Below are 13,212 nucleotides of genomic sequence, written 5' to 3' on the forward strand. Positions count from 1 at the left end.
TTCTTATTCAATCTGCTGGCTTTATGAGCCTATGCAGTTTTAGATTGCTGTTTATTGATTTCCTGATTCCGGAGTAAAAAGCGTTGAATTTTACCGCTTGGAGTTTTCGGCAATTCAGTCACAAATTCAATCAGGCGTGGATAGGCATGCGCAGATAAACGCTTTTTCACAAATTGACCCAGCTCTTCTTCCAGATGGGCCGAAGCTGTAAAGTTATTCGCCAGGATCACAAAAGCTTTAATCACTTCAGTGCGCTCGGGGTCAGGCACGCCAATCACCGCAGCTTCAATCACCGCATCGTGTTCCAGCAAGGCACTTTCCACATCAAATGGACCCACCCGATAGCCTGACGTTGTAATGACATCATCACTACGGCCGACAAAACTCATACTGCCATCAGCATGAATTTCCGCGGTATCACCCGTTAAATAGTAGTGGCCGACAAAGGGAGATTTACGGCTTTCTTCATAGCCAGAGAACCACATCATTGGGGACTGGCTGATATCCACTGCCAGGATGCCCGGGATGTCAGCTGCTAATTCATGCCCCTGTTCATCGACAACGGCAATCCGGTAACCCGGGCTGGCAAAGCCTGCCGAACCTGAACGGACCGGATGTTCCAGGGCATGATGATTACACACCACCATCCCGACTTCAGTCTGGCCATAATGGTCATAAATCGGCACATCCAGTACCTCTTTAAACCAGCGGATCACTTCCGGATTTAACGGTTCTCCCGCACTGCTGACGGCACGTAACTTGCCGCGCAGTTTTGCCATTTGAGCAGGATCGGCTGCCATCATCATGCGGTAAGCAGTCGGTGCGCCAGCCAGATTGGTAATGCCATATTCCTTAACAATTTCGCAGACACTTTCGGCATTAAAACCGCCTTCATAAAACAAGGTCGAATGTCCAAGCATTAAGGGACCAATAATCGCGTAATACAAACCGTAGGCCCAGCCGGGATCAGCAATATTCCAGAACGCGTCTTCAGGAGTTAGACCAATGGCATTTTGCATATAGCTTGCAAAAGCAATCAGTGCTTTTAACGGCACTTTAAGCGGTTTCGCCGGTCCGGTGGTACCCGAGGTAAACATCAATAAAAATGGATCATCAACATTCAGGATTTCCAGCTCACAAGCTTCAGCCTGACGGTTTAATACCGTCCAGAAGCTTAGGTCGTGCGGATAGCGTTCTGCCTCGGTTTCGGCATGTACCGTCACAATCGCCGGGCAGTTGCTAATTTCGGATAATTTGTCCCGATTCGCCAGATCAGTCACCACCAGCTTGCTTTGCGCCAGCTGAATGCGATGCTCGATGGCTTTGGGACCAAAGGCAGTAAATAACGGTTGATAGACTGCACCAATCCGCCAGGTCGCTAAAATGGTAATGATCAGCTCCGGCGTACGCGGTAATAATCCGGAAACACGATCACCTTTACCAATGCCTTGAGACTTAAGAAAATTGGCAAACTGGCTGGAGTATTTTTTGAGCTCGGCAAAGCTATATTTTTCTTTACGGCCATCTTTACCATGCCAGTACAAGGCAATGGCATCGGAATTGGCATGACGGTCACAGCATTCATAACAGGCATTCACTGCCTGCATTGAACCGGAGAGAAACTGGCTTGCAACCGTATTTAAATCAAAGTCTTGAACCGTTGTTTGATAATCTAACATGTTAAACCTCAGCCTGAATTTATCGTTATTAATGACAAGGTGTAGTTATTGAAGCGAATCCTTGCTCCATCTGAATCTTTTAAGTTTTAAGCAATTGGCGTGGTGTATTGATGCATAATGCTGGAGAAGTCCAGATGGGCATCGCCTTCCTGACAGAGCTGTTGATAGAGTTTCTGTACCATGCTACCGAGTACCACCGGCTGATCCACCTGCTGCGCTGCATCGACAGCCAAACCTAAATCTTTGAGCATCAATTGTGCGGCAAAACCTTCGGTATAACCTCGCGATGACGGCGCATTGACACAAATATCGGGCCACGGATTATAAATTTCAGAACTCCAGCAACGTCCGGTGGAACTGTTGATCACGCCAGCCAGAGCCTGTGGATCAATACCCAGTTTGGCTCCGAGCGCCATTCCTTCTGCAACAGCAGTCATGGAAATGCCCAGAATCAGATTATTACAGATTTTTGCTACCTGTCCTGTTCCCACCGCCCCACAATGCACCAGATTTTTACCCATACAACCGAGAACCGGTTTGACGGCCTCAAAGGTGGCATCATCTGCACCGACCATAAAGGTTAAAGTGCCATCTTTGGCACCTAAAGTGCCGCCGGATACCGGTGCATCACAGACGCGAATCTGTTTGGCTTGCGCTGCTGCGGCAACCTCCTGAATGGTTTGCGGATCAATGGTGCTGCTGTCGATACACAAACTGCCCGATTGAAGTACCTCTAAAATACCATTTTTACCTAAATAGACTTCACGCACATGCTTGGCTGCGGGCAACATACTGACCACGATCTCCGCCTGCTTCGCGGCAGCTTGTGGACTGTCGCAGACTACACCGCCCGCTTCTGAAAAATGCTGTAAAGCCACTGCACTTAAGTCATAACCAAAAACCTGATGACCCGCCTTGAGCAGATTCTGCGCCATCGGACCACCCATGTTGCCTAAACCGATAAATGCAATCTTCATACTGATGCTCCTTAACGCAGACTGATTGTGGTATTCACACCACTATTTTCCTGATCATCTTCAAACCAGCGGCTGGTGATGGTTTTGGTCTGGGTATAGAACTGCACCGCCTGTTTGCCATAAGGACCTAGATCCCCCAGTTTTGAACCGCGTGAACCGGTAAAGCTGAAAAAAGGGACAGGGACAGGAATTGGAATGTTAATGCCCACCTGACCGATATCAATCTGGTTCTGGAAGGTACGCGCAGTATTACCATTTTGGGTAAACAGTCCAACGCCATTACCAAATGGATTGGCATTAATCAGCGCAATTGCCTGCTCTAAAGTATCGACATACATGATGGCCAGTACTGGACCAAATACTTCTTCTTTATAAATGCGCATATTGGTCGTAACCTGATTAAAAATCGTTGGCCCGACAAAATTGCCTTTTTCATAGCCTGGAACCTGTACATCACGGCCATCCAGCAGCAGTTCAGCACCTTGTTCGACACCGCTGTGAATTAAATCGATGACACGTGCTTTGGCACGGGTTGAAATCACTGGTCCAACATCGGTATTCGGTTCATGCCCGGCATTCACCTGTAAAGTTTTGGTTTTATTGACCAGTTCATCGACCCAGTGCTTGGTCTCACCGACCATCACCGCCACTGAAAGTGCCATACAACGCTGACCAGCGGCGCCAAAAGCTGCACCGACCAACGCATTTAAGGTTTGTTCTTTATTGGCATCTGGCATCACTACCACATGGTTTTTGGCGCCCATCATCGACTGCACACGTTTTCCGTGCTGGCCCGCGAGGTTATAGACATGCGTGCCGACTGCGGTCGAACCGACAAAAGAAATCGCTTTGATATCGCGATGGGTACACAATTGATCGACCACTTCTTTGCCGCCATGCACCACATTGAGCACACCCGCCGGTACACCTGCCTGAATCGCCAGTTCAACCAGCATCATGGTCGACAATGGATCCTGTTCAGAAGGCTTTAAGACAAAGGTATTGCCGCAGACAATCGCCATTGGGAACATCCAGAGTGGAATCATCGCCGGGAAGTTAAACGGCGTAATCCCTGCACAGACACCCAGTGGTTGCTGCAAGGTATAGGTATCGACACCGCGTGCCACGCCCTCAATATACTCACCCATCTGTAATGAACCGATTGAACAGGCATGCTCGACCACTTCCAGACCACGCTGGATATCACCCTCGGCATCGGCCAGGGTTTTGCCTTGTTCTGCTGTTAAGACCTGGGCAATACTTTTTAAGTTAGTACGGATCAGATCCTGCAATTTCAGCATAATCCGCATACGTGCCTGAATCGGGGTTTGGCGCCAGCTGGCAAAGGCATTTTGTGCAGCCTCAATCGCTGCATTGACTTCTTCAGCAGTGGCAAAAGGCACCTGACCCAAGACTTCCTGAGTGGCAGGATTGACAATATCTTGCCAATGGCTGGTTTTTGATTCGACAAATTCACCATTAATCAGGAGTTTTGCGGTAGTGAATCCGGTACTTTGCTGGGGATGAGAAATAGCGTTCATGATCGCTCCGTGCTGGTTTGTTATTGTCGTTGTGTGAGCCTTTAATGGCTTTTATTTAACGTATAATTTTTGCGCTGTTTTAGCAGACTAACAAAGAACACTTTGACCACCAATAGAAATTGATGCACGATGGTTGTGCAAATATGCACAGGGATTTAACAGGACGTTAAATAGAAAATGAAAGTAGATTGGGATCATTTACGCTTTTTTCTGGTTTTGGCACGTGCTAAAACGCTCACCAATGCCGCACGCTTGATCGGAGTGGAACACAGTACGGTAGCAAGGCGGATTCAGGCCCTCGAAAATACCCTAGGGACGCAACTATTCAAGCGTGAAGCGACAGGTTATGAACTGACTGCAGAAGGGCTGGCACTGGTGCCACGGGTCGAACAGATGGAACAGTCCTTTATCCAGATTGACAAGCGCCATAATCCCTTGCAGGGACGGGTCAGAATTGGTGCACCAGAAGGTTTTGGTACAGCATTTTTAGCTCGTCTTTTGGCAGAATTCTCCCAACATTATCCTTTGCTGACCATTGACCTGATTCCGGTGCCGAAGGCGATTAAACTTTCACATCGAGAAGCCGATATTGTGATTGCGATTGACCGGCCCAAATCTGGACCCTATATCATTACCCGACTGACCAATTACTGCCTGAAACTGTATGGCAGTCAGCATTATTTACAGCAAAATCCGGAAATTAAAAAACTGGAAGACCTCCAGCAGCACCGTTTTGTCGATTATATTGATGATCTGGTCTATAGCACTGCACTCTATTCGCTAGAGCGTCTTCCACTGCAAGTCAGTGCCTGTTTTCGCAGTAACAGCATTCTGGCGCAGGAAATTGCCGTGCGTGCAGGCGCTGGACTGGCCATTTTGCCGAAATTTCTGGTCAATGATAAAAGTGAACTGAAAGAGGTGCTGGGTCATCAGCTCAGTTTTACCCACACTTTCTGGATGCTAACGCTGGTCGATCTGCAACATGAACCAAAAATAAAACTGGTCTGGGATTTCCTGCGCAAGCAGGCTGATCTTCAGCAAGATCTGTTAATGGGTAGATGAATATTAAATACAACTGTGCTGTATATAGAGTCACCTCTTTAAGTTAAATCAACTGAATTAACAACGTATCGATACAGCAAATGAACGTATCACAACACTCCTGACCTCTGTGGCTTGTTAAATTAACAGTCGATTATTCACGATGTTTAACGAGATACAGGAAAATAATATGAAAATCTTGATGGTACTGACTTCACATGACCAGCTGGGTGATACTGGCAAAAAAACCGGCTTCTGGCTGGAAGAACTGGCTGCACCCTATTACACCTTTGTTGATGCAGGCGCAGAGGTAGTTTTGGCATCTCCTGCAGGTGGTCAGCCACCACTAGATCCGAAAAGTAATGAGCCGGATGCGCAAACCGAAACCACCAAACGCTTTGAAGCAGATGAAGTGGCTATGCAGGCTCTTGCCAATACACATAAGTTGAGTGAAGTCTTAAATCAGGATTTTGATGCCGTGTTCTATCCGGGTGGTCATGGACCACTATGGGATCTGGCCAAAGACCAGAATTCCATTTCTTTAATTGAGCAAACCTTGCAGGCAGATAAACCTGTTGCGCTGGTCTGTCATGCACCAGGTGTACTGCGTGATGTGAAAGATGCCGAAGGCCGTTCGATTGTAGAAGGCAAGACAGTCACCGGTTTTAGTAATACCGAAGAAGACGGCGTGGGTTTGACAGACATTGTTCCGTTTTTAGTTGAAGACATGCTGAAAGAAAAAGGTGGGAAATATTCTAAAACTGAGGACTGGCAGGTATACGTGCAACAAGATGGTCTGCTCATTACTGGACAAAACCCCGCCTCTTCTGCTGCAACGGCTGAAGCTTTATTAAAATTATTAAAGTAGACATGATTCTAAAGTTTGTATTAAACCTTTAGAATCATTTTCTTTGAACAAGAAAAACCCTGAATAAGGCAATATTATTCAGGGTTTAATTTATCTATTTATTCCCAGATTTAGTTCGCTTCAACTGCCGTTGAGGCAATATGCTGAGCCAGTAATTCTCTGAGTTTAAATTTCTGGATTTTCCCGGATGGCGTCATCGGAATTTCAGCCCAGATCTCCAAACGTTCTGGAAGATATTGCATAGTCAGATTATGGGTTTTCAGGAACTCTACCAGTTCATTGAAGCTCAAAGGTTGAGCCGGATCTTTCAGCTTGATGATTGCACAGGCACGCTCGCCCATTCGCTCATCTGCATAAGCCACTAAAGCCACTGTTGCAATATTCGGATGTTTATACAGCAATGATTCAATTTCTGCGACCGGAATATTTTCCCCGCCCCGAATAATCACATCTTTCTTACGTCCACAAATCCGGATATAGCCCTGCTCGTCCTGAAAGGCAATATCGCCAGTATCAAACCAGCCTTCGGCATCTGTATCATTTAAATGGGGCCGTTTTAGATATCCGCCAAAATTTGAACAGGTACGGATCATCAAACGACCGGATTCATTCACGGCTTTGCTCTGACCTTTTTTATCCACGATCTTGATTTCCACGCCTGGTAAAGCGATGCCATCAGTATTGAAAGAGCGCTCATCTTCATCCTCAGGTCGGGTTAGCGTCACCGCACCACATTCAGTCATACCCCAGGCTGATATGACTTTAACACCCAGAATTTCCCGGGCTTTTTGCACCAATGGACCTGGAATGGGTGCGCCGGCACACAGGAAAATTTTCAGTGAATCAACCTTGTCATGCTGTTCCGCCACGGTATTGGACAGGTCATTCAAGAATGGGGTCGAGGCCATGGTGAAATTCACCTGATGCTGATGAATCAGATCTACGGCTTTGGCTACGTCCCAGACATCCTGTAACACCACTTTGGTATTCAGCTGAATTGGCATCATCAGGCCATACATAAAACCGGTCTGGTGCGCCATAGGTGACGCCATTAACACCACATCATTTTCAGTTAAATGTAGCCGCTTCGCATAAGGCACAATATTGGAAAATAAAGTATTGGCGGTATGCATCACCCCTTTCGGTTCACCGGTCGTGCCTGAGGTAAAGATCAGTTGGGTAATGTCATCCGGGCCAGATTCCAGTCCATCCATCGCAGCAACTGCTGAAGCATCTTGTTCCAGTCCATGATTGAGCAACAGGCGATCAAAATTATTTTCGCCTTCACCATTGACCACCACTACATGCTTCAAGCTTTCCAGTTTGTTTTGCAGCTGATTGGCCAGCTGTTCATGATTAAAATTGCGGAACATTTTCGGTACAACAAAAACTTTGGATTCACCATGTTTGAGCATGAATTCCAGTTCACGTTCACGGAAGATCGGCATAAGCGGATTGAGCACGGCACCGATATGGCTACACGCCAGGTAAAGCAAGGTAAGTTCCCACCAGTTCGGTAGCTGGCAAGACACCACGTCATTTTTTGCTACACCCAGCTGTTTCAGACCCAGCGCAATGTTATTGGTCATGTCCCAAAGCTGCTGATAGCTGAAAGTCTGTTCAGTTTGATTCTCAACCTTAACGCTTACCAACGCTATTTTGTCCGGATTCCTTTCTACGGCACTGCGTAAAAAATCGAGTATTGTCTGGTTTAACCAGTGTCCCTGTTTAAGCATAGCCTCTTTTCTGGCCGGGATCAGAACCGCATCGAAATCCATTCGCTTACTCCTCATTATAATTTTAGTTCAGGCCTGTGCTTATTTTCCTTAAGCTGGTACAGCCTTACGTCCTGCCTTATGCCGCGCAATAATCGTTTTCATGATTTGTGCTGTTCCATCACCGATCTGGAAACCGAGTACATCCCGCATCCGCTGTTCCATCACACCGCGATCGTAACCGGCATGACCAAAAGTCAACAGACATTGATGAATTACATCATAGGCCAGTTTTGGCCCCCACCATTTACACATGCCTGCTTCAGAGGTATGGGGCAGATGATTGTCTTTCAGCCATAAGGTTTGCAGGCAAAGTAAGCGTGCAGCTTCAACCTGAGTTTCGTATTCAGCGAGTGGATGCGAAACTCCCTGAAAAGCAGTCAATGGCTGACCAAAAGCTTCGCGTTGCGCGGCATATTCCCAGGCTTCATCCAGACTCACCCGGGCAACGGCCAAAACCTGTAAACCGATCAGAGCACGAGAAAAATCAAAGCCCTGCATCACCTGCACAAAACCTTTGTTTTCATCCCCTAGACGGTGATTGACTGGCACACGAACATTGTCAAAAAAGATTGAACCGCGACCGATCGCGCGCTGACCATGACAGTCAAAACGTGTGGTACAGATGCCCGGTAAATTCATCGGAACCAAGAGCGCTGTCACGCCATGCGCACCATCTTCATTGGCGCCAGTGCGGCCAAAAACCACCGAAGCATCTGCCTGATCGGCCGCAGAAATCGAAGTTTTTTCACCATTAATGACATATTCATCGCCATCACGTTCAATCTTTAAACGTAAATTCGCTGCATCTGAACCACCACGCGGCTCGGTCAAAGCTATTGAAAAGATAGCCTCGCCTGCAGTGAGTTTTTTCAGCCAAGGCTCAACCACTTCAGGCTGCCCATGTTCGGCCAGAATTTGGCCATTTAGGGAAGCAAGCAGGTTGATATAGGAGAAACTTAAATCCGCTTTGGCAATGGCTTCATGGATAATTCCAGCCGCCAGTCTGCCCATGTCCTGACCGCCGTACTGTTCCGGAAGTTCAGGTGCAATAAAGCCCATTTCGCCCATCTTTTTGACCAGATCACGGTCAAAGACTCGGCTTTGATCACGTTCCAGAAAACCGGGAGCAATATATTTCTGGGCAAATTTTTCTGCCGTTTCTGCCAGAAACTCGAGTTCTTCAGTGATATAAGGATTCTTTTTCATGGATCAGTCTCCTTATTTGGCATATTTACGGAATTCAGGCTGACGTTTTTCTTTCAGTGCATTGACTCCCTCACGAGACTCTTCAGTATCATAATAAAGTTTCAGCGCATACATCCCCATGCCGGCAATACCTGCCTGATGCGCGGTATCCATATTGAAACTGCGTTTGGCAATTGCAATGGCAGTCGGACTACGCTGACAGATTTCTTCAGCCCAGGCCTGCACTTCGGCATCCAGTTGATCGGCCGGTACGCATTTATTCGCCAAACCCATTTCCACAGCTTCCTGACCAGAATAACGGCGGCACATATACCAGATTTCACGGGCTTTCTTCTCACCTACCACACGCGCTAAAAATGCCGTGCCATAGCCCGGATCAACCGATCCCATTTTCGGACCAACCTGACCAAAAATGGCTTTGTCTGAACAGATGGTCAGGTCACAAATGGTTGCCAGCACATTGCCACCACCAATGGCGTAGCCTTGTACGCGTGCAATTACCGGTTTAGGTACATCACGGATGGCGGTATGTAATTCTTCCATCGGTAAGCCAATCGTTCCACGGCCATCATAATTGCCATCATGCGCGGACTGGTCACCACCGGTACAGAAAGCTTTCTCCCCCGCGCCTGCCAGTACAATTGCACCGACATTGCGATCATAGCCTGCTTTATTCAATGCCTTGATCAGTTCGTCACAGGTGGTACCACGGAAAGCATTCATTTTTTCTGGACGGTTAATTGTGATCCAGGCAACACCGTTTTTAACTTCATATAAGATATCTTCAAAATTCATTTTCTTTACATCCTGTACTGTTTTTATCTATCTGGTTGAACTGTGATTGTTATGAGATTTAATGATGATGTCCGTTTAACCGTTCATGGTTAAACCGCCAGAGACACTGAGTACCTGCCCGGTAATAAAGCTAGCATCATCACTCAAGAAAAAGGCAATGGCAGAAGCCAAATCATCCGGTTGACCCAAGCGACCCAGTGGAATGGCACGAATAAAGGCTTCACGTAATTTTTCCGGATTTGATGCGCCTTCAGTCACGCCTGCAAGCAAAGCCGTATCGGTGGGTCCCGGGCAAATCACATTAATTTTGATGTTATGACGTGAATGCTCACGTGCCAGCGTTTTAGAGAAAGATAACAAGCCGCCTTTACAGGCCGCATAGACTGCTTCACCTGAAGAACCGACCCGGGCTGCGTCAGAAGCAATATTGACAATGCTGCCGGAATTGCGTTCCACCATGCCTTTCAGCACTGCAAAATGCATATTCAGCATACCGACCAGATTAATCTGTATCAGTTTTTCCCATTCCTGCGGATTGGTTTTAACAAAAGGTTTAAAAATATCCCAGCCGGCATTGTTGACCAGTCCATCAATTGGACCGATTTCAGTTTCGGTTTTTTGAACCGCCTGCTCAACCACATCACTTTGGGTAATATCACACTGAATTGCCAGTGCCTGACCGTATTGATTGATTTCATTCGCCAGCTTTTCAGCCGCTTCCAGATTCATATCAAAAATGGCGACTTTGGCGCCTTCCTCTGCCAGACGTCGGCAGGTGGCTGAACCAATTCCGCCTGCTCCGCCTGTCACAATCACAACCTTGTCTTTTAATCCTTTCATTGCTCATCCCTACGCTATTTTGTTGTTGAATTTAATCGGCTGGTGTTTTAATTCGGTGTGTTTTATCTAAAATAGAAAGAGATTGAACTTATGTCAATATATTTACATAAAATAATATTTATAAATTATTATTTATATATTTATCATTAACTTAATATTTTTATTTATTCAATGTATTGACCTATATTGGTTTTTGGCTTTAGATTAATTTGAATCCGACTTCACTCTAGAGTCAAAATATGTCTTTTGCATGACAGATAATTTATTCCTTTAAAATTGAGAAGAAAACCTTAGATATTTGGTGAGTGAGCGCAATGGAAGTGAAAAGAAAATGGAGATTTCCAAACCATAAAACTTATTGACTCAGAATTTAAATAGGAAAATTTCTGCAAAAACACTATGATTTTTAAAACAAATTATAATAGAAACTGGTTTGTGCGAAAAAGCGATAGGCTATACTCTGCGCGGCTCGGCTATTTCAGTTTTGAGGATGTCCACTATTGTGAGTGATACTTTGTCAAAAAAATATGATCAATCCTTATATTCTGCTCATAACCGGCTTTTTTTCCGGCTGTTTCAGGTGGGCAACAGTTTGGACCGTAAATGCCTCAATGAGCTGAAAATATCCCCAGTGCATTGGGCAGTACTGGGTGCTTTGTCCCGTCCAAAAGTTAAATCAGGAATGTCCTTTTCTGATCTGACTGAATATCTCGGGGTGAGCCGGCAAAACCTGGACGCAGTGTTAAAACGGCTGGAACGTGACGGTCTGGTGGAACGGGTCATTAGTGAACAGGACCGCCGCGCTAAAATTGTTGCACTGACGGCTGAAGGCTTGGAAACATGGGACAACTTGCAAGCTGATTTCTTTGATTTTTATGGTCAGGCCTTAAATAAGCTGGCCTTTGACGATGTGATTACCCTGATTCATCTGCTCAATAAAGTAAATGATGGTTTAAAAAGTATTCATCTGCATAAAGAAACAGATCAAGAATAAACAAATAGAAATACAGCTTTAATTGATGAATATAAAAAAAGAGCCTGTATTCAGGCTCTTTTTTTGAAGTTGAAATTATGCTTTTTGTGGATCGTATTGACGGTCTTTGATGAATATCCCGGACACTGCCCCACACAAGAAATAGGCACCGCCCATAATCAGAAAGCCTAGGCCAATTGAACCACCGCTAGCTGCCGCGCCAATAATTGCAGGGGCAAACATGGCGCCAATACGGCCTGCATTATAAGCACCGCCTACCGCAGTACCACGAATCGAGGTGGCGAAGCTTTCTGTCATATAAGTGGCATTAATCGCATATGGAATGCCATACAGGAAGCCAAAGAAAATTAGCAGATAGGCAATGTTATCTGGCGTATTGAATAGCACAATCACGGGCAGGAAAATCGCCGTTCCAATTGCTCCAAACGAAAAGACAGCGCGTCTACCCAGACGGTCTGCGGCAAAGCCCGCTAGAATTTTGCCGAAAATCATCGCCACATAAGTACCAATCATATAGCCGGCCATGGATTTAAAATTCATGTGCAATTCAGATTCCAGATATGCCGGCATCCAGTTGTTTACCCCATAGTAGCCAAATTGCAGAAAACCGGCCGTAAAGATCCACAAAATAAACATTCTGCGATTCGCATGATCCGCGAAAATCTCTTTAACTGTGCTTTTTTTGGCGGGTTGCTGTGCTGTGATTTCAGCTGGGGCATATAGACGCTGCAAACGTGCACGCTGCCAAGATTCTGGCTCAGGAACCAGTTTCTGGATAAAAATCGCCATAACCGAGGGAATAATGGCAATAAAAAACAGGGTTCGCCAGCCATATTCCGGAATGATCCAGCCTGCCAGTACAGTGGCCACAATATAACCGACGGTCCATCCTGCCTGTAAGGTACCTAAAACCGTGGTGCGATATGCAGTTGGAACATATTCAGCCATGAGCGTATTGGCTGCAATATATAAAGAGCCAATACCGAAAGCAGACAGAAAGCGTAAAACAGCAAATTGTTCAAAGTTTTGTGCAAAGCCTAAGGCTGCGGTCAATATAGAAAATACCAGAATCGAAATGACTACGGTACGTACACGGCCCAGATGGTCACAGGCCCAGCCACCTATAAAGCCACCAATCGCCATACCTGCTAAGGTAAAACTGCCTAGTGTACCCGCCTGCAGATTACTGAGACCAAACTCTGCTTTCAGGCTATTTAAACTGAAAGACAACAGCAACATGTCAGCGCCATCTACCAGTAAAGCCAGAAAAGCGAAAATAAAAGCAATTTGCTGGGTTCGTTTGGTCGTCGGTTTAATCTTTTCTAATTCTCTAGCTAAATCCGTCATATTTAAATCTCTGTTTTCCTATCCTTAGGTTTTCATGATCTTTTTATATTTAAAGCTATTCCGCTAATGAATATGCTTTAAGGCTAATCCGTTTTTTATTCACTTGATTGACTCCTTTTTTAATCCTGTCTGGGAGATCCCTTTTT

General features: G+C 45.9%; 11 protein-coding genes. 3 read left to right on the forward strand and 8 right to left on the reverse strand.

The annotated features are described in order from the left end of the window. Positions 1-29 precede the first annotated feature (29 nt). From VXP95_RS00070 to VXP95_RS00080, 3 genes are all read right to left on the reverse strand, one after another. Complete coding sequence (locus VXP95_RS00070) at positions 30-1,679, reverse strand: AMP-binding protein (protein ID WP_416711078.1); 1,650 nt, start codon at positions 1,677-1,679, stop codon at positions 30-32. A gap of 86 nt (positions 1,680-1,765) precedes the next feature. Next, positions 1,766-2,656 carry a 3-hydroxyisobutyrate dehydrogenase gene (mmsB, locus tag VXP95_RS00075; protein ID WP_416711079.1) on the reverse strand — a complete coding sequence of 297 codons (891 nt, stop codon included), beginning with the start codon at positions 2,654-2,656 and terminating at the stop codon, positions 1,766-1,768. Positions 2,657-2,667: 11 nt separating this feature from the next. Further along, complete coding sequence (locus tag VXP95_RS00080; protein ID WP_416705641.1) at positions 2,668-4,197, reverse strand: CoA-acylating methylmalonate-semialdehyde dehydrogenase; 1,530 nt, start codon at positions 4,195-4,197, stop codon at positions 2,668-2,670. A gap of 177 nt (positions 4,198-4,374) precedes the next feature. Between VXP95_RS00080 and VXP95_RS00085 the strand changes: the two genes are divergently transcribed. Beyond that, complete coding sequence (locus VXP95_RS00085) at positions 4,375-5,259, forward strand: LysR family transcriptional regulator (RefSeq protein ID WP_064101539.1); 885 nt, start codon at positions 4,375-4,377, stop codon at positions 5,257-5,259. Between the two features lie 169 nt (positions 5,260-5,428). After that, entirely contained in the window at positions 5,429-6,106 is a 678-nt protein-coding gene (locus VXP95_RS00090) for a type 1 glutamine amidotransferase domain-containing protein (RefSeq protein WP_064101540.1), read from the forward strand. Positions 6,107-6,216: 110 nt separating this feature from the next. Here the strand turns inward: VXP95_RS00090 and aliA are convergent, their stop codons facing one another. From aliA to VXP95_RS00110, 4 genes are all read right to left on the reverse strand, one after another. Then, complete coding sequence (aliA, locus tag VXP95_RS00095) at positions 6,217-7,884, reverse strand: cyclohexanecarboxylate-CoA ligase (protein ID WP_416711081.1); 1,668 nt, start codon at positions 7,882-7,884, stop codon at positions 6,217-6,219. Between the two features lie 48 nt (positions 7,885-7,932). After that, complete coding sequence (gene aliB, locus VXP95_RS00100; RefSeq protein ID WP_416711083.1) at positions 7,933-9,090, reverse strand: cyclohexanecarboxyl-CoA dehydrogenase; 1,158 nt, start codon at positions 9,088-9,090, stop codon at positions 7,933-7,935. 12 nt (positions 9,091-9,102) lie between these two features. Then, positions 9,103-9,885, reverse strand: a complete 783-nt coding sequence (badI, locus tag VXP95_RS00105) for a 2-ketocyclohexanecarboxyl-CoA hydrolase (RefSeq protein ID WP_101162355.1) — start codon at positions 9,883-9,885, stop codon at positions 9,103-9,105. A gap of 75 nt (positions 9,886-9,960) precedes the next feature. Next, positions 9,961-10,725 carry a glucose 1-dehydrogenase gene (locus VXP95_RS00110; protein ID WP_416711085.1) on the reverse strand — a complete coding sequence of 255 codons (765 nt, stop codon included), beginning with the start codon at positions 10,723-10,725 and terminating at the stop codon, positions 9,961-9,963. A gap of 502 nt (positions 10,726-11,227) precedes the next feature. Here VXP95_RS00110 and VXP95_RS00115 point away from each other — a divergent pair. Next, the gene (locus VXP95_RS00115) at positions 11,228-11,719 is read left to right on the forward strand and encodes a MarR family winged helix-turn-helix transcriptional regulator (RefSeq protein WP_064096841.1); all 492 of its coding nucleotides are present in this window, start codon (positions 11,228-11,230) and stop codon (positions 11,717-11,719) included. Between the two features lie 75 nt (positions 11,720-11,794). Here the strand turns inward: VXP95_RS00115 and VXP95_RS00120 are convergent, their stop codons facing one another. Continuing rightward, positions 11,795-13,066: an MFS transporter gene (locus VXP95_RS00120; RefSeq protein WP_144723717.1), complete on the reverse strand. Its 1,272-nt coding sequence runs from the start codon at positions 13,064-13,066 to the stop codon at positions 11,795-11,797. Positions 13,067-13,212: the final 146 nt, after the last annotated feature.

The sequence above is a fragment of the Acinetobacter sp. 226 genome, from assembly GCF_048147925.1.
Taxonomy (GTDB): domain Bacteria; phylum Pseudomonadota; class Gammaproteobacteria; order Pseudomonadales; family Moraxellaceae; genus Acinetobacter; species Acinetobacter pecorum.